At 65.1% G+C, this 19,202-nt stretch carries 20 protein-coding genes; 17 read left to right on the top strand and 3 right to left on the bottom strand.

The window, feature by feature from the left end:
- Positions 1 to 82 precede the first annotated feature (82 nt).
- The 14 genes from IGS60_RS10475 to IGS60_RS10410 all read left to right on the top strand — a co-directional run bounded on the left by IGS60_RS10475 (position 83) and on the right by IGS60_RS10410 (position 15,020).
- The gene (locus IGS60_RS10475) at positions 83 to 847 is read left to right on the top strand and encodes a hypothetical protein (protein ID WP_230504193.1); all 765 of its coding nucleotides are present in this window, start codon (positions 83 to 85) and stop codon (positions 845 to 847) included.
- Complete coding sequence (locus tag IGS60_RS10470) at positions 844 to 1,869, top strand: hypothetical protein (RefSeq protein ID WP_070313057.1); 1,026 nt, start codon at positions 844 to 846, stop codon at positions 1,867 to 1,869. Before IGS60_RS10475 ends, IGS60_RS10470 begins: the two co-directional genes overlap by 4 nt.
- 28 nt (positions 1,870 to 1,897) lie before the next feature.
- Positions 1,898 to 2,755: a hypothetical protein gene (locus tag IGS60_RS10465; RefSeq protein WP_230504191.1), complete on the top strand. Its 858-nt coding sequence runs from the start codon at positions 1,898 to 1,900 to the stop codon at positions 2,753 to 2,755.
- 1 nt (position 2,756) lies between these two features.
- Positions 2,757 to 4,397 (top strand): hypothetical protein, encoded by a 1,641-nt coding sequence (locus IGS60_RS10460; protein WP_230504189.1) that lies wholly within the window; start codon positions 2,757 to 2,759, stop codon positions 4,395 to 4,397.
- On the top strand, positions 4,372 to 5,283 hold the full coding sequence (locus IGS60_RS10455) for a glycerophosphodiester phosphodiesterase (RefSeq protein WP_230504187.1): 912 nt from the start codon (positions 4,372 to 4,374) through the stop codon (positions 5,281 to 5,283). Before IGS60_RS10460 ends, IGS60_RS10455 begins: the two co-directional genes overlap by 26 nt.
- Positions 5,284 to 5,311: 28 nt before the next feature.
- The gene (locus tag IGS60_RS10450) at positions 5,312 to 5,908 is read left to right on the top strand and encodes a hypothetical protein (RefSeq protein ID WP_230504185.1); all 597 of its coding nucleotides are present in this window, start codon (positions 5,312 to 5,314) and stop codon (positions 5,906 to 5,908) included.
- A gap of 160 nt (positions 5,909 to 6,068) precedes the next feature.
- The gene (locus IGS60_RS10445; RefSeq protein ID WP_230504183.1) at positions 6,069 to 7,094 is read left to right on the top strand and encodes a LacI family DNA-binding transcriptional regulator; all 1,026 of its coding nucleotides are present in this window, start codon (positions 6,069 to 6,071) and stop codon (positions 7,092 to 7,094) included.
- The gene (locus IGS60_RS10440; RefSeq protein WP_230504182.1) at positions 7,094 to 8,581 is read left to right on the top strand and encodes a sugar ABC transporter ATP-binding protein; all 1,488 of its coding nucleotides are present in this window, start codon (positions 7,094 to 7,096) and stop codon (positions 8,579 to 8,581) included. The genes IGS60_RS10445 and IGS60_RS10440 overlap by 1 nt, the downstream gene beginning before the upstream one ends.
- Positions 8,562 to 9,569 carry an ABC transporter permease gene (locus IGS60_RS10435; RefSeq protein ID WP_230504180.1) on the top strand — a complete coding sequence of 336 codons (1,008 nt, stop codon included), beginning with the start codon at positions 8,562 to 8,564 and terminating at the stop codon, positions 9,567 to 9,569. The genes IGS60_RS10440 and IGS60_RS10435 overlap by 20 nt, the downstream gene beginning before the upstream one ends.
- A gap of 88 nt (positions 9,570 to 9,657) precedes the next feature.
- Positions 9,658 to 10,593 (top strand): substrate-binding domain-containing protein, encoded by a 936-nt coding sequence (locus tag IGS60_RS10430; RefSeq protein ID WP_230504503.1) that lies wholly within the window; start codon positions 9,658 to 9,660, stop codon positions 10,591 to 10,593.
- Between the two features lie 93 nt (positions 10,594 to 10,686).
- Positions 10,687 to 11,751, top strand: coding sequence for a sugar phosphate isomerase/epimerase (locus IGS60_RS10425; RefSeq protein ID WP_230504178.1), 1,065 nt, complete (start codon positions 10,687 to 10,689; stop codon positions 11,749 to 11,751).
- Between the two features lie 9 nt (positions 11,752 to 11,760).
- Positions 11,761 to 12,912: a Gfo/Idh/MocA family protein gene (locus IGS60_RS10420; RefSeq protein ID WP_230504176.1), complete on the top strand. Its 1,152-nt coding sequence runs from the start codon at positions 11,761 to 11,763 to the stop codon at positions 12,910 to 12,912.
- Positions 12,913 to 12,921: 9 nt separating this feature from the next.
- Positions 12,922 to 13,227, top strand: coding sequence for a 2Fe-2S iron-sulfur cluster-binding protein (locus tag IGS60_RS10415; RefSeq protein ID WP_230504174.1), 306 nt, complete (start codon positions 12,922 to 12,924; stop codon positions 13,225 to 13,227).
- Between the two features lie 116 nt (positions 13,228 to 13,343).
- Positions 13,344 to 15,020 (top strand): PQQ-binding-like beta-propeller repeat protein, encoded by a 1,677-nt coding sequence (locus tag IGS60_RS10410; protein WP_230504172.1) that lies wholly within the window; start codon positions 13,344 to 13,346, stop codon positions 15,018 to 15,020.
- A gap of 18 nt (positions 15,021 to 15,038) precedes the next feature.
- Here IGS60_RS10410 and IGS60_RS10405 read toward each other — a convergent pair whose 3' ends face one another.
- Positions 15,039 to 15,350 (bottom strand): hypothetical protein, encoded by a 312-nt coding sequence (locus IGS60_RS10405; protein WP_070219056.1) that lies wholly within the window; start codon positions 15,348 to 15,350, stop codon positions 15,039 to 15,041.
- 102 nt (positions 15,351 to 15,452) lie between these two features.
- Between IGS60_RS10405 and IGS60_RS10400 the strand changes: the two genes are divergently transcribed.
- The gene (locus IGS60_RS10400; protein ID WP_230504170.1) at positions 15,453 to 15,722 is read left to right on the top strand and encodes a MoaD/ThiS family protein; all 270 of its coding nucleotides are present in this window, start codon (positions 15,453 to 15,455) and stop codon (positions 15,720 to 15,722) included.
- A gap of 2 nt (positions 15,723 to 15,724) precedes the next feature.
- Positions 15,725 to 16,834, top strand: a complete 1,110-nt coding sequence (locus tag IGS60_RS10395; RefSeq protein WP_070219058.1) for a sialidase — start codon at positions 15,725 to 15,727, stop codon at positions 16,832 to 16,834.
- On the opposite strand, the gene IGS60_RS10390 is transcribed toward IGS60_RS10395, so the two are convergent.
- Complete coding sequence (locus IGS60_RS10390) at positions 16,807 to 17,430, bottom strand: TetR/AcrR family transcriptional regulator (protein ID WP_070219059.1); 624 nt, start codon at positions 17,428 to 17,430, stop codon at positions 16,807 to 16,809. The two genes, IGS60_RS10395 and IGS60_RS10390, sit on opposite strands and share 28 nt — an antisense overlap.
- 151 nt (positions 17,431 to 17,581) lie before the next feature.
- Here IGS60_RS10390 and IGS60_RS10385 point away from each other — a divergent pair, with 151 nt between their 5' ends.
- Positions 17,582 to 18,625 (top strand): MBL fold metallo-hydrolase, encoded by a 1,044-nt coding sequence (locus tag IGS60_RS10385; RefSeq protein ID WP_230504168.1) that lies wholly within the window; start codon positions 17,582 to 17,584, stop codon positions 18,623 to 18,625.
- A gap of 6 nt (positions 18,626 to 18,631) precedes the next feature.
- Here IGS60_RS10385 and IGS60_RS10380 read toward each other — a convergent pair whose 3' ends face one another.
- The gene (locus IGS60_RS10380) at positions 18,632 to 18,964 is read right to left on the bottom strand and encodes a hypothetical protein (protein WP_070219120.1); all 333 of its coding nucleotides are present in this window, start codon (positions 18,962 to 18,964) and stop codon (positions 18,632 to 18,634) included.
- Positions 18,965 to 19,202: the final 238 nt, after the last annotated feature.

The following is a 19,202-nucleotide window of genomic DNA, read 5'->3' as shown; positions in this document are numbered from 1 at the left end:
AGTTTCTCTTGTCTGGCCAGCGCACGGTGGGTATCGCCGCCGGCCAGTGGCGCGTGCCGCCCAACACACGATCGGACCGGCTTTGCAATCGGAACAATTTGAACGGATTCATGACTTCTGGACGCGCCGCCAGCGGCTGACACAAGGCGAACTAGGCGAGTTTTACCAGCGCGTCATTGCCGCGCTGACGCCGTGCCGCCCGCGCGAGGCGGCCTCGCTCGGCGACTCGCTGGCCGACTTGCGCCACCAGTTCTTCATCGAAAAAGTCCTGCACGGCGACAGCGACGCCGCGCCCCACCACGTCGGCGCCTTGTTCCTGTACTTCAAGCGCTTCATCATCGACCAGCTGCGCAAACAGCGCGATGACGACGACGCCGATGCGCAGGAGGGCTGCGACTTGCAGGCGCCCGACGCCTATGCCGCGCCGCTGCGCGACTACCAGTTGACTCCGGCATCGGTGCGCGAAGCGGCCGACGTTTTTATCGCCACCTTGCCCCGCGATTTGATCTTGCTGCTGCGTCATTGCGGCTGCGGCGGCATGCCCGTCAAGGAACTGGCCGAGCAGATCGCTTCCGCGCATTACCACGGCGGAAAATTAGGTCTCGTGCACCGGCAGAAGGGCGAGCCCGCCAGCGCGGGACGGCAGATCGTCGAGCCGGCCCACCGCGCCACCTTGCTGGGCAGCTGGGTCTTGACCCTGCTCAAGCTGCGCGTGGGCGATGCGCTGACCGCGCGCGATATGCAGGCGGCGCAAATAGTTTTGGATATTCTGTGCGTGGCCGCGTTATCCCTGCACATGGACCCCGTGTCCACCCACCCGAACCCTGATGAAAGGCCACCGGCATGACTGCATTGACGCCCTCGCTGGCCATCGTTGCCGCGCGCCTGCCATCGCCGCCGACTTCCGCCGAGCTGCTGGACGCGGACGTGGCGGGTACTCCCCCCGACTGGCGCGGCATTGCCGTGCCGGAACACTTGATGGAACGCTTTGCGCGCCGCAGCGACGCGGCGCCCCTGGCCGGGCGGCCCATCGCGGGCGGACAAATCCACCTGCTGGCGCGTTGCCCCGGCTTTGGCGCCGTGCTGCTCGATGCCTGGGACAGCACGCGCCAGCGCTGGCGCGGCTGGCTCGTCACGCCGGACGCGGCGTATGCGGATGCCTGCGGCCTCGTGGTCGAGGAGCGCGACGCGCCCGCCGACCCCCGCGCGGGCCTGGTGCTGTGCGACATGCCCGTGACTGTGGCCGTGACGGACCTGGGCGCCTGCCTGGGCGTGTTCAGCCAGGAGCGCCTGCAGGCGGCGCGCTGGCTGGAGCTGCATGGCCGTTCCAATGGGGCCACGGCGGCGCCCGGCGTGATCGCCCGCGTGGCCTTGCCTGGCGACGGCTATGCGCTGACGGGCACGCCCCTGTCGAGCGAGCTGGGCAAGGATGGCCGCGTGGCGTACCGGCAACTGCTGCGCCAGGGGCTGCAGCAGTTGCAGATCGCTTCGGCCGATGCCGCCGCGCCACAGGCGGCGCCAATCAAGGCGGCCAATGCGAACCGCTGGCTGAAGATCGTCACCGCCGTGGCCGCCAGCGTGATGGTGGTGCAATCGGCGTGGCTGTTCCTGCCGAAAGATCAGGCAGTCGTCGGCAATGCGGAATTCCGCAGCGGCAGTGGCAGCGGCGTCGAGACGGGCGTGCGCACGCGCGTGCTGTTCCGCGCCGAGGCGACGGAGGCGGAGATCCGCACCTGGCTGCAGCGCGAGCAGCTGGAAATCGTCGCCGGACCGGACACCCTGGGCGCCTTCACCGTGCTGTCGCGCAACCGCCAGAAAGTCTTGCCGCCGCCAGGCCCGGGCAATCCGCTGGCCGTCATCAATCCCTGAATCCTGAAATAAGAGAAAGTTATCAAGCATGACAACGTATAAGAATTTTGCATCCGCGCACTGGCGCAAGCTGGCCCTGAGCGTGGCCGCCGGCATCCTGCTGACGGGTTGCGCCATGACGCCGAACGGCCGTGGCGGCGTGATGATGGGCCTCGATACGGCCGAGCTGTTCGGCACGCCGCTGTCCACCTTCCGCCTGCGCGACGGCACGGAAGGCACCTTGCGCAAGGATCCGCAAGGCAAGTATTCGATCAAGCTGTCGCAGGCGTTTCGCGTCGTGCCGCTGGCCAACGCGATGACGGCCCGCGTGGCGCGCGTGGAAAACGTGGGCGAGCGCACGGTGGTGATCGTCGAAACCCAGGAGCGCGGCTGCGCCTACCGCTATGAAGTGCTGGCTTTCCAGGGCACGGACGTGCTGCAGTGGACGGTGGGCAATTGCAAGGACCGCCCCCGCGTGGAACTGGCGGCGGACGCGAAATCGCTGAATATCGACTTTCCCAACTACAACCGCCTGTCGCGCATGATCTACACGGACAACCGCCTGCTCAACGCCAGCGTGGCCGTGCCGCCCGGCGTCGATACGCGCGCCCAGCCGTTTGCCGACGACGGCTTGCGCGCTACCGGCCCCGTCATCGCCACCGTGCCTGGCAGCGGCAGCGACAGCGGGCGCGTGATCCCGGCCCCGCCGGCCCCGGCATCGGCCCCGGCCGCCGCGCCGAAAGCGGGCAGCCGCGCCAGCGCCAAGCCGCGCCGCCAGGAAACTCCGGCCAGGGCGGCGGCACCCGCCATCAGCGTGCCCGCCCCGCGCGGTGCCGCGCCGGCGGCCGCGCCGATGATCTTCCAGGCTGAAGAGATCAAGCCCGTCGTCATCGATCTGAGGAAATAAGATGGCCGCGAGTCTGCGCAGTCTGCAAATCCGGCAGACCTTGATCCTGATCGTCCTGACGATCATTTATTTGTGCTGCGAGCTGGGCTTCAATGCCCGTTTGCTCGACGTGGTGGGCGGCGACGTCAAGCCGCACGACGTGGAGGGCGTGGAATTCTATGGCCGCAGCCTGTCGGGCATCGCCGCCGCGCTGGTGGTGCTGCAACTGATGTGGCGCCGCCGGCTGAAGAACAATGGCAGCGGCCCCAGCTGGAAAAAGATCATCTTCTGCTGCATCGCCACGGCCGCGGTCGTATTCGGCATCCTGAAGACGACGGTCACGGTGCTGGTGGAAACGCGCGATGCGCAATTTCGCCGCCTGGCCTTCAACACCACCCTGATGCAGCGCTCGCTGGTGGGCGGCAGCCTGCAATTGCAGGGCCTGGTCGACGATGCCACCCTGTTTGCCAAGCCGGAAGGCAAGGCTTTCCTCGCCCTGTTTCCGTTTCTGGCCGTGTCGGTGGGCCACCTCGACGAGCGCATGGAGCCGGCCAAGGAACAGTTGATCAATTTTAACGTCCGCAAGATCGCCGGCGGCGCGGCCGGCTACTACGACAAGTACCAGCAGGCGATCGGCGAAGTGCATGACAAGTGGAAATTGTATTCGGGTATCATTCCCGACGACGACGCGGGCTTGCGCCAGCAGCAGGAATCGGCGTGGAACGATTACCGGCAAAGCCTGTCGCGCCACGGCTGGCAGCCGCATTCCGTGCCGGCGCGGCGCAAGGCGGCCGTCGTCAACAATGTGCGCAAGAAGGTGCCCGTGTCGGCCAACTGGCATCCCGCCGATCAATTGAGCTTCCGCGCGGCCGTCAAGCGCCGCTATGCGTCGGAAGCGGCCGGCAAGGGCTTGACTATCAAGGGCGACCGCATTCCGCCGGGCTTGTCCTTCCCCGCCTTCGTGGCGCGCCCCGGCATACAGGCCGTGCTGCGCGACGGGCCGGACGGCGGCGACGGCAGCGAGGCGAGCAAGGGCTTGCGGCTGCCGAAGGGCGCCGTGGTGCAGGACGCGTATGCGAGTCCCGCCGAGTTCAGCCGTCTGTTCGACCAGTTCGCCGCGCGCCAGACGGCGGAAAAGCTGGTCGAGTACCGCGCCAGCCGCAGCGACTTCGAAGTGCATGGCAAGTATTATGCGGAGGGCAAGGAAGCGGCGCGCGCGGCCATCGTGCCGCCCGTGGCCCTGTTCTTTTCGCTCCTGGGCGCCATCGGCCACTTTTCGAAACTGCTGTACCTGATCGCCACCGTGGGCTTGCTGGTGCTGGCGGCGCGCCGGGGCGAGCAGGCGGGCGCCGATGGCCAGCTGAGCCGCCGTTCCGCCTGGATCGCCACGGGCGTGCTGGCCGGCGCCTTCCTGGGAACCTGGGGCATCTTCAGCCTGTCGGACAACAATGTCACGAAGAGCGAGCTGTTCCGCCAGATGCTGGACTGGAACCGCCAGGCCGACGGCGACAGCACGCGCTGGCAAATCGCCGGCAAGGGCTTGCTGGCCAATATCACGCACGTCGTGGCGGTGGGGCAGGGCTACAGCTACCCCGTCAACGAAGCGATCCGCATCAATATTTTGCAGGGACTCGAATATGGTTATCACCCGGAAAAGAAATAAGGCGGCCGCCCTGGCCTTGCTGCTGTGCATGGCCAGCACGGCCGTCCAGGCCGACTGCCAGGGCATGAAGGTGCATGCCCACCGTGGCGCCGGCAATGCGCCGGAAAACTCGCTGAGCGCGCTGCGCAACACGTATTTCGGCACCTGGGACGGCGTCGAGACGGATTTGCAGCTGCTCGGTGACGGCAGCTGGGTGGTGCACCACGATCTGCTGACGGGCCGGGTCGTCGACACGGGATCGCCCCGCACCGTGAAACAATTGACGGCCGACGACTGGCGCGCGGCCAGCATGAAGAACCGTGGCGTGGCCACGCCGGAAACGCCGCCGTTCGTCAGCGATGTGGCCGACCTGGCCACCGCGTTCCCGGCCAAGACCCTGAATGCGGAAATCAAGGATGTCGTGCCGTCGTGCGCGCCCATCAATACGCTGGTGGCGCAGTTGCGCGCCAACATCAAGCATGGCAACTGGTTTTTGACGTCGGGCGTGCCGAACAACCTCGCTTGCGCGCGCCGCGCCGATCCGCACGGTTACCTCGGTCTGCTCGTGTTTGATGCGCGCAATGCGCAGGCGGCCGGCGCCAACCGGGTCAGCCGCTATATCGCGAAAAATGCCCGTCCGCCCAAGCTGGACAAGCCCTGGCTGCAGCGCGTGCAGCAGCAGATCGGCATGCCCACGGGCGTGCACGTGGACGCGCGCAGCCTCGATGCCAATCCGAATTTGCTGGCCGATGCGGCCAGCCTGAACATGCCCGTCTTCGTGTATGCCGTCGATGGCGACTCGGCCCTGGCCGCGTCCCTGCTGCGCGCCCAGCAGCGCAGCCACCGCTGGCCAAGCGGCGTCATCCTTGACGGCAATCCGGAAACGTTTTGCGCGATGATGAAGTAATCACTTTGATTGACCGGGAGACCCTGCCATGACCCTGACACAGACCGCACAGACCGACCCTGCCGCCGCCCTTGCCCGCAGCGCCATCGGCGCCATGTTCTTTTCCGTGTTTGGCGGCCTGTGGGTTGCCGCCTGGTGCGTGCAGACGTATGGCGCGCATCTGCTCAGCTTGCTGCCCATTGCCGCCATCACCGTCCTGCTGTTCATGCTGGCGTGGCGCCAGTTCAGCCGTCACCGGGCAGCGCATGCGGCGGCGGAACAGACGCCGGAAGCGAAGCGCGCGGGCCGGCTGTTCAATATCGTGAACGCGGGGCAATGGATTGCCATCTTCATCGTCGGCAACGTCTTGAAAAACGTGGGCTTGCAGGCGTGGTTCATCCCCGCCGTGATCCTGATCGTGGGCCTGCATTTCTTTCCGCTGGCCTGGCTGTTCAAGGCGCGCCGCCATGTGGCCATCGGCATGGCCTTGTGCGTGTGGGCCATCGGCTATCCGTTCACCGTGCGCCATGGCCCCATCCATCCCGTCGGCTGCCTCGGTGCCGGCCTGATCCTGTGGGTGGCGGCCATGTCCGCCGTGCGCGCCGGTTTTGCCGTGCAGCAGAACACCTTCCAAGCCCAGAAGTAGCTGCGTCAGACGGCCCGCACAGGGCCGTTTTTGTCCCCGTTCGGTCTCCGTTTTTTCTCTTTTCCTGCCTGTTTTTTGCGCATTGCAGCATCGATAATGTTTGCATCGCGCGCGTGACTGGCCTATAAATGTAATCGATTACATTTATATGAAAAACCCCATGCCGCCAGCCGTCCCGTCTTCCTTGCCGACCGAAACCGTCTCCATCAGCGCCGTCGCCGCGCATGCGGGCGTGTCGGTGGCCACCGTCTCGCGCGTGATGAATGAGCAGGCAGGCGTGCGGGCGCCCACGCGCGACAAGGTGCTCGCGTCCGTGGCCGCGCTCGGCTACCGCATGAACCACCTGGCGCGCAGCCTGCGCACGGCCGAGAGCCGCATGCTGCTGACCATGGTGCCTGACGTGGGCAACCCTTTCTATGCACAGATCGTGCGCGGCATCGATACGGTGGCGCGCGAACACGGCTATTTTGTATTGCTGTGCGACACGGGTGCCGACGCGGGCCGCGAGCGTTCCTACTTCGACTTGCTGCGCATGCACCGCGCCGATGGCGCCATCTGCCTGGATCCGGACACGGTGCAGCATGCGCTGTCGCATGAATCCGTCAGCCTGCCGTGGGTGGCCTGCTGCGAATTCGACCCCGGCGTGGCCGTGCCCTATGTCGGCATCGATAACCACCGGGCCGCGTCGGATGCCGTCGCGCATCTGCTGTCGCGCGGCCATACGCGCATCGGCCTGATCAATTCTGACGAACGCTATCTGTACGCGCGGCAACGCCAGCAAGGCTATCTGGACACCCTGGCGGCGGCCGGCTTGCCCGTGCAGCCGCAATGGGTGCACACGGTGCAAAGCCTCGACTATGAAGCGGGCACGGCCGCCACGTTGCGCATGATGGCGGGGCCCGATGCGCCGACGGCCATCTTCGCCGTCTCCGATACCCTGGCCATCGGCGTGCTGAGCGCGCTGCGCCAGCTGAACAAGCGCGTGCCGGAAGACGTGGCCGTGATCGGCTTCGACGATATCGCCATCGCCGCGCAGATCGATCCGGGCTTGACCACCATCGCGCAGCCGATGCGCGAGCTGGGCGAGACGGCGGCGCGATTATTGCTGCAGCGCTTGGCGGACCCGGCTGCACAGGTACCTGGGGTGTTACTCAACCATAACTTGGTCTTGCGAGGGAGTGCATAGTGAGCGTTGCCGTCGGTTTCGAGGGGGTGTGCAAGGATTTTGGCCCCGTGCGCGTCTTGCATGGCGTCAGTTTTACCCTGGCGCCCGGGCGCGTGTATGGCTTGCTGGGCGAAAACGGCGCCGGCAAGTCGACCCTGATGAAAATCCTCGCCGGCTACGAGGGCGTGAGCGAAGGCCAGCTGCTGATCGATGGCCAGCCCCGGCGCTTCGCCAGTTCGCGCGCGGCGGAGGCCGCCGGCATCGTGCTGATCCACCAGGAATTCAACCTGGCCGAGCACCTGACGGTGGCGCAGAACATGTTTTTAGGCCACGAAAAGACGCGCGGCTGGCTGCTCGACGAGGCCGCCATGCGCGAGGAAGCGTCGCGCTATTTGAAACAGGTGGGGCTGGACGTGTCGCCCGACACCAAAATACGCGACCTGATCGTCGCCGAGAAACAGCTGGTGGAAATCGCCAAGGCCCTGTCGCGCCGCGCCCGCTTCCTGATCATGGACGAGCCGACGGCCACCCTGACGTCGTCGGAAACCCAGCGCCTGTTCGCCGTGATGGCCCAGCTGAAAAGCGATGGCGTCACCATCCTCTACATTTCCCACAAGCTCGACGAAGTGGAACGCAACACGGACGAAGTCATCGTCATGCGCGACGGGCGTTTCGTCACGCGCGAGCCGACGGCCAGCCTCACGCGCCAGCAGATGGCGAACCTGATGGTGGGGCGCGAATTGTCCGACATGTTCCCCGCGAAAGTGGCGCTGGCGCCCGATGCCCCGATCCTGCTGAAGGTCGATGGCTTGAGCGTGCCCGGCTGGGCGAAAGCGCTGTCGTTCGAGGTGCGCGCGGGCGAAGTGCTGGGCTTTGCGGGCCTGGTGGGCGCGGGGCGCACGGAATCGTTCGAGGCGCTGCTGGGCTTGCGTCCGCGCAGCGCGGGCACGATCCATCTCAATGGCCAGCCCGTGGATATCCGTAGCCCCAAGCAAGCGATGCAGCACGGCATGACCTACCTGAGCGAAGACCGCAAGGGAAAAGGACTGCACGTAAACCTGGGCTTGCGGGAAAACCTCACCATGATGACCATGGAGCGCTATGCGCGGCCGTGGCTCGACGTGAAGGGCGAGAGGCAGGCGCTGGCCAGGGCCGTCGGGGATTTCAATATCCGCACGGGCGACCTGGACAGCCGTGCGCGCATGCTGTCCGGCGGCAATCAGCAAAAGCTGGCGCTGGCCAAATACCTGCATTCGGACCCCCGTGTCGTCGTGCTCGATGAACCGAGCCGCGGCGTGGACGTGGGCGCCAAGCGCGACATTTACTTCCTGATTCACCGCCTGGCCGCCGAAGGGCGCGCCGTGATCGTGATTTCATCGGAATTGATCGAATTGATCGGCCTGTGCCACCGGGTCACCGTGATGCGCGCCGGCACCTTGCAAGCCACCCTGTCTGCTGACCACCTGACCGAAGAGGAGTTGATTGCCCATGCAACCGGCACGCACTGACACCACCGTATCCCCAATCTCCCGATTCGGCGCGCGCATCAAGGGCTTCGGCCCCGTGCTGGGCTTGTTATCTCTGTGCATCGCGGGCACCTTGCTCAATGGCGACTTCGCCACCGTGGACAACCTGATGAACGTGCTTACGCGCACGGCCTTCATCGGCATCATCGCCGTCGGCATGACCTTCGTCATCATCTCGGGCGGCATCGATCTGTCGGTCGGTTCCATGGCGGCGCTGATCGCCGGCTGCATGATTTATTTCATGAATGCGCTGGCGCAAGGCGCGGGCGGCGACCTGGCACCGATCACCATGCTGGTGCTGGGCATCGCCATGGCCTTGATCCTCGGTGCCGGCTTCGGCCTGATGCACGGCTTGTTGATCAGCAAGGGCAATATCGAACCGTTCATCGTCACTCTGGGCACTCTGGGCATCTTCCGCGCCGTGCTCACATATCTGGCCGATGGCGGCGCACTGACCCTGGACGCCACGCTGTCCGAGCTGTACAGCCCCGTCTACTACACGAGCGTGCTGGGCGCACCGATCCCAATCTGGATCTTTCTGTTCGTCGCCGCGGCTGGCGCCGTCATCCTCAACCGCACCACGTTTGGCCGGCACGTGCAGGCGATTGGTTCCAACGAGCAAGTGGCGCGCTATGCGGCCATCAATGTCGACAGAGTGAAAATCGCCACCTACATGCTGCTGGGCATCTGCGTGGGCATCGCCACGGTGCTGTACGTGCCGCGCCTGGGCTCGGCCACGCCGACCACGGGCTTGCTGTGGGAACTCGAAGCGATCGCCGCCGTCGTCGTGGGCGGCACGGCCCTGAAAGGGGGAGAAGGGCGCATCGTCGGCACCGTGATCGGCGCCATCCTGCTCTCCGTGATCAGCAATATCCTGAATTTGACCAGCATCATCAGTGTCTACCTGAATGCCGCAGTGCAAGGCGTGGTGATCATCGCCGTCGCCTTCCTGCAGCGAGGCCGCAAATAAAACAAGAGCGGCGTTCTGAAAGGGCGGCCAACGGGCGCCCACAACCTTGGAGGAGAGCAGCATGAAGAGCTTTATACGGGTAGCAGGGATGGCAGTGCTGGTGATGCAGGCGTGGGCCTTGCCGAGTGCGCAAGCGGCTGACAAGCTCGTCGTCGGCGTGGCCATCCCCACGGCCACGCACAGTTTTACCTCGGGCATCGTCTGGTGGGTGAACCAGGCCAAGGCGGAGCTGGAAAAAGCCCATCCTGGCGTGAAAATCATCGTCAAGACGGCCGCCACGGCGCCCGAGCAGGCGAACCAGTTGCAGGACATGTTGACGGTGAACAAGATCAACACCCTGGTGATCTTCCCCATCGAGTCGGCCTCGCTGACGCAGCCCGTCGCGCAAGTGAAAAACAAGGGCGTGTATGTGACGGTGGTGGACCGCGGCTTGACGAACACGCAGTCGCAGGATGCCTATATAGCGGGCGACAACACGGCCTTCGGCAAGCTGCCGGCCGAATACCTGGCGAAAAGCCTGAATGGCAAGGGCAATATCGTCGTGCTGCGCGGCATGCCGACCACGCTCGACAACGAGCGCTTTGACGCGTTTTCCGCCGTGATGAAAGGCCATCCCGAGATCAAGGTGCTCGACGCCAAGTACGGCAACTGGAACCGCGACGATGCCTTCAAGGTCATGCAGGATTACCTGACCCGTTTCAAGCAGATCGACGCCGTCTGGGCCGCCGATGACGACATGGCCATCGGCGTGCAGAAAGCCATCGCGCAAGCCAAGCGCACGGACATCAAGCAGGTGTTCGGCGGCGCGGGCGCGAAGGGCGCGGTAAAAAAGATCATGGACGGTTCCGACCCGCTGATCGTGGCCGACGTGTCCTACTCGCCGAAGTTCATGTACGACGCCATCAAGCTGACGACGGAAGCGCGCCTGAAAGGTGATAAATTGCCGGCCAACACGATCATCCCCTCGGTGCTGATCACGCGCGAGAACGCCAAGCAGTTTTACTTTCCGAACTCGCCTTTTTAAATTCTGGGGTCAGACCCCCTCGCCCGCCAGCAATGACTTTTGCGTTAGCGGCATTGAGGGTCTGACCCCGGCTTTCTCCAACAGGACATTGACATGAAAACCATCCAGGGCCCGGCCATCTTCCTGGCCCAGTTTCTCGGCGACGAGCCGCCGTTCGACTCGCTCGAGCACCTGGCGCAATGGGCGGCCGGCCTGGGCTACAAGGGCTTGCAGCTGCCGACGGCGCCGCGTTTGTTCGACCTGGAGCAGGCGGCTGTCAGCCAGCAGTACTGCGACGACGTGGCCGCCCTGCTGGCGCGCCATGGCTTGCAGGTGACGGAATTGTCGACGCATTTGCAGGGCCAGCTGATCGCCGTGCATCCGGCCTATGACGCGCTGTTCGATGGCTTTGCGCCAGAACAAGTCCGCGGTGATCCTGCCGCGCGCACGGCCTGGGCCACGCAGCAACTGCTGTGGGCGGCCACCGCCTCGCGGCGCCTGGGTTTGCAGGCGCACGTGACGTTTTCCGGCGCCCTGGCCTGGCCGTATCTGTATCCGTGGCCGCAGCGCCCGGCCGGACTGGTGGAAACGGCATTCGCGGAACTGGCCAGGCGCTGGCTGCCCATCCTCGACGCGTTCGATGCGGCCGGCGTGGACCTTTGCTATGAATTGCATCCGGGCGAGGATTTGCACGACGGCGTGACGTTCGAGCGTTTCCTGGCCGCCGTCCACGACCATCCGCGCGCATCGATTTTGTACGACCCCAGCCACTTCGTGCTGCAGCAGCTCGATTACCTGGCGTTCATCGACATTTATCATGCGCGCATCAAGGCCTTCCACGTCAAGGACGCGGAGTTCCGGCCCAACGGGCGCCAGGGCGTGTATGGCGGCTATGGCGACTGGCAGGACCGGGCCGGACGCTTCCGCTCGCTCGGTGACGGGCAGATCGATTTCAAGGCGATTTTCTCGAAGATGGCGCAGTATGACTTCCCCGGCTGGGCCGTGCTGGAATGGGAATGCTGTCTGAAACACCCGGAGGATGGCGCGGCCGAAGGGGCGCGTTTTATTCGCGATCACATCATCCACGTGGCCGAACGCGCATTCGACGATTTCGCGGGCAGCACCGTGGATCAACATCAAATCAATCACTTGCTTGGCCTAGGCCCGGCCAGGGACTAGGAGACTGACATGCAGCGACGCTTACGGCTGGGCATGGTAGGGGGCGGGCAGGGCGCATTCATCGGCGCCGTGCACCGCATCGCGGCGCGCATCGACGACCAATATGCGCTTGTGGCAGGCGCCCTGTCGTCCGACCCGCAGCGCGCGCGCGACAGCGGCGCGGCGCTGCACCTGGCGCCCGACCGTTGCTACAGCGATTACCGCGCCATGGCGCAGGCCGAAAGCCTGCGGCCCGACGGCATCGAGGCCGTGGCCATCGTCACGCCGAACCACCTGCACGCGCCCGTCGCCACGGCGTTCCTGGAAGCGGGCATCCACGTGATCTGCGACAAGCCGCTGGGCATCTCGCTGGCGGAAGGCCAGGCGCTGGCGGCGCTGGCCAAGCAGAAAAATCTGCTGTTTGCGCTCACGCATACCTACAGTGGTTATCCGCTGCTGCGCCACGCGAAAGCCATGGTCGAGGCGGGCGAGATCGGCGAGCTGCGCCTTGTGCAGGTGGAATATTCACAGGACTGGCTGGCCGACGCGATACACGCGGGTGGCATGAGCGAAGGCAACTGGCACAACGACCCGCAGAAGGCGGGACCGGGCGGCACCCTGCTCGACGTGGGGCTGCATGCCTACCACCTGGCGCAATTCGTCAGCGGCCTGACGCCGCAATACGTGCTGGCGGAACTGTCGACTTTTGTACCGCACCGCACCCTGGACGACCACGTGCAGGTGATGCTGCGCTATGCGAATGGGGCGAAAGGCACGTTGTGGGCCAGCCAGGTGGCGACGGGGTGCGAAAACACGGTGCGCTTGCGCCTGTTCGGCAGCAAGGCGCAGCTGGACTTCGACCAGGAACAGCCGAACGCGTTATGGTTCACGCCGCAGGGCGGCAACCGCCAGCTGCTGCGCCCGGGACGGGTCGACAGCGCCGCCGCGCGCCACGCCACGCGCGTGCCGGCCGGCCATCCGGAGGGTTACCTGGAAGCGTTCGCCCAGTTGTACTTGGATGCGGCCCTGGCCATTCGCGCCCTGCAGGCGGGGACGCCGATACCGGAAGCGGCGCGCTGGCTGCCGACGGTGGCCGATGGCGTGGCGGGTCTGGCCTTTGCGGAGGCCGTGCTGCGCAGCCATGCGCAGGGCGCTACCTGGACCACCCTGGCGGACTGTTAAACTGGGCGCATGAGCGCGCTCCCCTTTACCACCACCACGTTTACCGTCACCATCGTCCCGCAAGGCTGGCAATTCCGGGCCGAGGCGGGCACCACCGTGCTGGCCGCCGCCGAGCTGGCCGGCATCCGCCTGCTCAGTTCCTGCCGCAACGGCACGTGCCGCACGTGCATTTGTCACATGCCCGAAGGAAAGATCCGCTACACGGTGGACTGGCCCGGCATCAGCCCCGATGAACGGCTCGACGGCTACATCCTGCCCTGCGTGGCCGTGGCCGAAAGCGATATCACCATCCAGGCGCGCGCCGTGCGCAAGTAAAGCGTTGTTGTGAGTATCTGTTAGATTTTAACAATGTTTCTCATGCTATAACATTCAGTCCAGGTTTCCAGCACACCTCCATTGGGGAGGAAATGAAACCTCAACATGGACATTGCATGCGCACATTATTCCCTTCGTTGTGGCAGGCCGCCGCATTGGCGTTGGCCATCATGACTACCTTGTCCGCCTGTGGCGGCGGTTCCGGCAGCGCCGTTGGCGTGCCGCCTGGCTTGCAGGAAAAAACCGGCATGACGCTGGCGGAGGTGAGCGGCAGCTGCACGGCCCAGCCTGGCGCCACCTGCGATGATATTCGCGTGACAGTGCGCCTGGCCGATGGCGTGAGCGATGCGCGTCCCCAGCCGCAGGAAAAACCCGCCAGCGGCACGGCGCTCGTGCTGCAGGCGGCCGACCGCCAGAAGCAGGCCGATGGCAGCTGGCGGCTGACGTTCAAAACGGTGCCTGGCCTGCTTCCCGGCGAGTACACGGGCAAGATCGAGCTGTCCTTGCCCGCCACGGTAGGCCTGTACAAGACGGAAAGCATGGATTACAAGGTCATTGTCGCGCCGCTCGCCGGCAGCATGGGCGCCTTGCAAGCCCTGCCCGGCGTGGACGACTGGGAAGGCGTGAATGGCAATGCCGCGCATACGGGCCTGGTGCCGGCCACCTTCGACAGCCGCCGCTTCACGCGCCGCTGGACCTGGCTGGGCGCGAGCTCCCCGCGCGCGGTCGTCGGCAGTCCCGTGGTGACGGCCAACGGCCTCGTGTATGTCAGCCAGCAGTCCGCCGCGCCGGCGGAAGGCAGCAGCAAATATGTGACCACGTCGACGGTGACGGCGCTCAGCGAGAGCGACAGCCAGGCGCGCTGGACCCAGTCGCTCACGTCGGACGGTTACCTGGGCGCGCCGGCCGTGTCGGGCGGCAAGCTGGCCATGGCGGGCAGCGATACCGTGTATGTCTTTGACGCGCTTGCTGGTGGCGTGCCGCTCGGCGTGCGTCCGCCGAATACGAATGGCGCACTGCTGGGTGTTTCCCTAGCGACGGCGCCCACCTTTTTGGACGGCAATGTCTACCTGGGCGGGAATAACGACGTGAGTGCCATCGGTGCGGCGACGGGCCAGACACGCTGGTCTGCCAGCCTGGGCTTGTCCAAGCTGGGCAATGTTGATGAGTGGACACCCGCCGTCAATGCGAGCACGGTGTACAGCCATGCGGCAGGGGCATTGACGGCGTTCAATATCGCCGATGGCACGACGCGCTTCAGCGTGGCGGTGCCGGGCCAGGTGCTGGGCGGCTTGAACAAGAGCAGCCTGCGCCAGGCGCCCGTGCTGGCCGAGGCGGGCAGCGTGCTGGTGCTCAATCAGCGACCGCTGGCCGGCGAGGCGGCGGATAACAGCTTGAGCCTGGTTGACGTGGATAGCCGCGCCGTGCGCTGGACGGTGCAGGGGCAGTTCAGCACGCAGCCAGTGGTGGCGCGGGGCGTCGTGTACGTGGGCAACCAGGCCGGTCAGGCGCTCGAAGCACGCCAGCTCGCCGACGGTGCGCTCCTATGGCGCTGGCCCCTGGATACGGCCCTTGATGGGTATTTTGGCGGCGATCTGATCGTCACCGGCAATCTGCTGTTTGTTGGCGGGCGCAACAATACCTATGCGATCGACCTGGCCAGCCGCAAGACCGTCTGGACCTACCGCATGGGCGGCAGCCTGGCGCTGTCGCGGCATGGCGTGCTGTACATCCGCCAAGGCACGGATTTACCTGGCAGCAGCATGGTGTTGACCGCCATCAACCTGCAATAGCGGCTTGCCGCGCCGTAGTCAGGGCTTGCCCGGGTTCTTCAAACGCTGCAGCAGCGCTTCCACACCGTCGCTGACGGGCAAGCCGTGGCGGCGCAGCAACTGCACGTGCAATACGAGGTTTTCCAGCACCAGCTTGGCCGCCACGGCCAGCAGGGCCAGGTTGCGGTCTTCCGGGCTGAAACTTTCCATGGCGTCGGCCATCTCGCACAGGTGGTTGGCGATCAGTCCGCGCAATTCCTGCTCGTTGAAGGGCAGGTCGGCAAAATCGATGGGATCGGCCACTTCCACTTCCTGCATCAGCACCGCTAGTTCTTCCGGGGTAATCGTCATGCCTGGCCTCCTTGTGTGCTTGCCGTTATTTTAGCGGTATCGCCGTTGCATCGTCGGCGAATCGGACTAGAATGAGTCCAGGCCGATGACGTCGAAGGCAGCATGGCGCAATTGCATTTTACCCAACAACTGGCACGCTTCCTGAACGTCCCCACGGTGGAGGTGGCCGCGCCACGCCTGCGCGCCGCCTTGGACAGTGTCTTTGCCCGGCAGCCGCGCCTGCGCGGCTACGTGCTCGACGAACAGGGCGCGTTGCGTCCCAATGTGGTGATCTTCATCGACGGCGTGCGCTGCCGCGAGCGCAGCGTGCTGGACGACGCCTTGCGGCCCGACAGCCAGGTATACATCTTGCAGGCACTTTCCGGAGGTTAATCATGGGACCAGGCAGGGCGCAACGCGCGTATCTCGGCACCCGCAAGGGGCTGTTCCGGTTCGATGTCGATGCGGCCGGCGCCTGGCAGCTGGCGCTGGTGCAGTTTGCCGGCGATCCCGTTTCCATGCTGTTGCACGATGGCCGCGACGGCACCGTGTACGCAGCCCTGAACCTGGGCCACTTCGGCGCCAAGCTGCACCGCCTCGACGCGGGCGCCGGCGCGTGGCAGGAAGTCGCCGTGCCCGCCTATCCCGCCAAGCCCGAGGGCAGCAGCGATAGCGTGGACTGGACGGTGCGGCAGATCTGGTCGCTGGCGGCCGGCGGCGCGGACCAGCCCGGCGTGCTGTGGGCGGGCACCCTGCCTGGCGGCCTGTTCCGCTCAAGCGACCGCGGCGACAGCTGGCAACTGGTGGAAGCGTTGTGGGACGTGCCGCAGCGGGCGCAGTGGTTTGGCGGCGGCTACGACGTGCCCGGCATCCACAGCATCTGCGTCGACCCGCGCGACAGCAATACCGTGCTGGTCGGCGTGTCCTGCGGCGGTGTGTGGCAAACGGCTGATGGCGGCGCCAGCTGGGCCTTGAGCGCGACGGGCATGCGCGCCGACTACATGCCGCCCGAACTCGATGAAAACGAGGCCGTGCAAGACCCGCACCGCATCGTGCGCAGCGCCGGCACGCCGGACGCGTTGTGGTGCCAGCACCATAACGGTATCTGGCGCTCGCTTGACGCGGGCTGGCACTGGCAGGAAGTGACGACGGCGCCGCTGTCGCATTTCGGCTTTGCCGTGGCCGTGCATCCGCGCGATGGCGACACGGCCTGGTTCGTGCCGGCGCAGGCGGACGTGCTGCGCATACCCATCGATGGCGCGCTGGCCGTGACGCGCACGCGCGACGGCGGGAAAACGTTTGAAGTGTTGCGCGCGGGATTGCCGCAGCAGCATTGCTACGACCTCATCTACCGCCACGGGCTGGCGCTGGCCGACGACGGGCGCAGTTTATTGATGGCGTCGACGACGGGCGGCGCCTGGTATTCGGGCGACGAGGGCGAACATTGGCAGACGCTGTCTGCCCACTTGCCGCCCGTTTATGCCGTCTGTTTTGCCACGCCGTAATAGCACAGGAAGATATCGACGGCCAGTGCCGTCACTTCGCGCTGGCGTGCCGGGCTCAGCAGCGGTTCACCGAGGGTGATCTGTGGCCAGAAGGCAAAGGTCTTCAATGGAGCCATCAGCAGGTGTCCCACTTCCAGCGTCTCGCCCGCCTTGATGCGTCCGTCTTGCTGCGCCGCGCGGATCCAGATATTCAGGCCCGTTTCCTTTTCATTCAGGCGCGCCACCATCGCTTGCGCGCGCTCGGGCGAGTGGATGGTTTCGCCAAAGATCACGCGCGCCAGGTCGATGAAGGCCGGATCGCACAGCAAGGCCATCTTCTGCTCGACCAGGGCCAGCACTTGCGGGCGCAGCGGCTGGTCGGCCACATAGGGCACGGCGGGCTGGGCCATGCTGCTTTCCCACATGCGCTGCAGGATTTCCGCGAACAGCTCGTCCTTGCTGGGGAAATGGTTGTACACGGTGCGCTTGGACACGGCGGCCGTGGCGGCGATCTTGTCCATGCTGGTCGCATCGAAACCGTGCTCGCGGAACTCGGCGATGGCGGCATCGACGATGGCGACGCGCTTGCGGTCGGTGAGGCGTTGCGGTGCGGCCATGGCTGAAAATCTCCTTTGAAAACAATATTTTACACCTCCTGGTTTACTTTGCCAGAAATAGGAACTACACTGTGTAGTGTAATTTAATCCTTGTATTTTATTGACCGGGCTGCATATGTACCGCATCTTATTCTTGGGAGTTCTGATCATCATGAGTTCTTGCACCTTGCGCGCCGCGCCCGTCGCGCCGACCGAATCACCGCAACGCATCGAAGGCAAGTTCCGCAATCCCGTGCAAATGCACAAGCTGGGCACGGCGGCAACGCTCAAGCTGATGTGGACATTTCTCTTTGATAAGCCCGACAGCACGGTACCGGCTGCGGCCGTGCCCGTGCAAGCGCTGACCCGGGCGCAACTGCTGGCCGCGCCGGACAATAGCCTGTTTCGCCTCGGCCATTCGACCCTGCTGCTGAAACTGAATAACGAATTCTTCCTTACCGACCCCGTGTTTTCCGAGCGCGCCTCGCCGGTGCAGTGGGCGGGACCCAAACGTTTCCACCAGCCGCCCATCAGCATCGCCGACTTGCCGCCGATCAAGGCCATCATCCTGTCGCATAACCATTACGACCACCTCGACCATGCCGCCGTGCTGCAACTGGCCGCCAAGACCGAACACTTCGTCGCGCCGCTGGGCGTGGGCGACACCTTGGTCGAATGGGGCGTGCCGAAGGACAAGGTGCAGCAGTTCGACTGGTGGCAGGGGACGACGATTGCGGGCGTGAAACTCGTCGCCACGCCGTCGCAGCATTTCTCGGGACGGGGCTTGTTTGACAGCAATCAAACCCTGTGGGCGTCGTGGGTCATCGACGCGCCCGAGGTGCGCGTGTTTTTCAGCGGCGACTCCGGCTATTTCGACGGTTTCAAGCAGATCGGCGACAAGTACGGCCCGTTCGACGTGACCATGATCGAGACGGGTGCCTACGACAAGCTGTGGCCGGACGTGCACATGCAGCCGGAGGAAACCCTGCAAGCGCACCTGGACTTGCGCGGCAAGTGGCTCATGCCCGTGCACAACGGCACCTTCGACCTGGGCCTGCACGCCTGGCACGAACCGTTCGACCGCATCACGGGACTGGCGGCCAGGCAGGGCGTCAACCTGGCCACGCCGCAGATGGGCGAGGCGGTCGACCTGGCGCAGCCGAAGAAGGGGGAAAAGTGGTGGCTGGCGATGCTGGAAGAGGAGATGGCGAAGTAAGCTGGCTCAAGCCGTCACATCGATCAGACGTCCCAGGGTCTGGCCATAGCCGTTCAGCTGGGGCGTGCTTTTCGGTGCGGCGGGGGCTGCTTGTTGCGGCACGGCTACCTTGATCGCCTGGTCCAGCTGCGGCGCCTTGATGGCGGCCGGGGCATCGGCCTGCGCTTGCTGGCTGCTGCGCTGGGTCTGGCTCAGCGATTCCTGCTCCCGCGCCAGCAACTGGCGGCTTTGCGCCAGCTGTTCGCTGTCGCGCTGTACCTGGTTCTGGCCTTGTTCGACCCGGCGCTGCGCCGTGGCCAGCGAGGCTTGCAGATTGTTGACGGACGTTAGCGATACCACATTGTTCACCTTTGAAAGTATGCCCAGGCGTGTACACAAGAGGAAGAATGCAGGCCAGGGGCTGCGGCATGTCTGCAGGCAATCTTTACCTTAGTCAAGAGTAGGATAAATTCTCGCACAGTTCCAGTGAATTATGTTTTCTTGATAATCTTATCGTGCGCGCTATGCCGTGCCGAAGCGGCATGCCGCACGTGGCGCGATAGAGAATAAAGTAAGTACACGCTATCGATAACAGCAA

This window comes from Janthinobacterium sp. FW305-128 (genome assembly GCF_020858135.1).
Classification (GTDB): Bacteria; Pseudomonadota; Gammaproteobacteria; order Burkholderiales; family Burkholderiaceae_D; genus Janthinobacterium.
Note: the sequence above shows the minus strand (reverse complement) of the source record. Positions and strands in the feature narration are given on the sequence as shown.

Bases quoted from the DNA above. Each gene is read 5' to 3' on its own strand.
- IGS60_RS10470 (WP_070313057.1), top strand. From the start codon at position 844: ATGACTGCATTGACGCCCTCGCTGGCCATCGTTGCCGCGCGCCTGCCA.
- IGS60_RS10465 (WP_230504191.1), top strand. From the start codon at position 1,898: ATGACAACGTATAAGAATTTTGCATCCGCGCACTGGCGCAAGCTGGCC.
- IGS60_RS10460 (WP_230504189.1), top strand. From the start codon at position 2,757: ATGGCCGCGAGTCTGCGCAGTCTGCAAATCCGGCAGACCTTGATCCTG.
- IGS60_RS10455 (WP_230504187.1), top strand. From the start codon at position 4,372: ATGGTTATCACCCGGAAAAGAAATAAGGCGGCCGCCCTGGCCTTGCTG.
- IGS60_RS10450 (WP_230504185.1), top strand. From the start codon at position 5,312: ATGACCCTGACACAGACCGCACAGACCGACCCTGCCGCCGCCCTTGCC.
- IGS60_RS10445 (WP_230504183.1), top strand. From the start codon at position 6,069: ATGCCGCCAGCCGTCCCGTCTTCCTTGCCGACCGAAACCGTCTCCATC.
- IGS60_RS10435 (WP_230504180.1), top strand. From the start codon at position 8,562: ATGCAACCGGCACGCACTGACACCACCGTATCCCCAATCTCCCGATTC.
- IGS60_RS10430 (WP_230504503.1), top strand. From the start codon at position 9,658: ATGGCAGTGCTGGTGATGCAGGCGTGGGCCTTGCCGAGTGCGCAAGCG.
- IGS60_RS10425 (WP_230504178.1), top strand. From the start codon at position 10,687: ATGAAAACCATCCAGGGCCCGGCCATCTTCCTGGCCCAGTTTCTCGGC.
- IGS60_RS10420 (WP_230504176.1), top strand. From the start codon at position 11,761: ATGCAGCGACGCTTACGGCTGGGCATGGTAGGGGGCGGGCAGGGCGCA.
- IGS60_RS10415 (WP_230504174.1), top strand. From the start codon at position 12,922: ATGAGCGCGCTCCCCTTTACCACCACCACGTTTACCGTCACCATCGTC.
- IGS60_RS10410 (WP_230504172.1), top strand. From the start codon at position 13,344: ATGCGCACATTATTCCCTTCGTTGTGGCAGGCCGCCGCATTGGCGTTG.
- IGS60_RS10405 (WP_070219056.1), bottom strand. From the start codon at position 15,350: ATGACGATTACCCCGGAAGAACTAGCGGTGCTGATGCAGGAAGTGGAA.
- IGS60_RS10400 (WP_230504170.1), top strand. From the start codon at position 15,453: ATGGCGCAATTGCATTTTACCCAACAACTGGCACGCTTCCTGAACGTC.
- IGS60_RS10395 (WP_070219058.1), top strand. From the start codon at position 15,725: ATGGGACCAGGCAGGGCGCAACGCGCGTATCTCGGCACCCGCAAGGGG.
- IGS60_RS10390 (WP_070219059.1), bottom strand. From the start codon at position 17,430: ATGGCCGCACCGCAACGCCTCACCGACCGCAAGCGCGTCGCCATCGTC.
- IGS60_RS10385 (WP_230504168.1), top strand. From the start codon at position 17,582: ATGAGTTCTTGCACCTTGCGCGCCGCGCCCGTCGCGCCGACCGAATCA.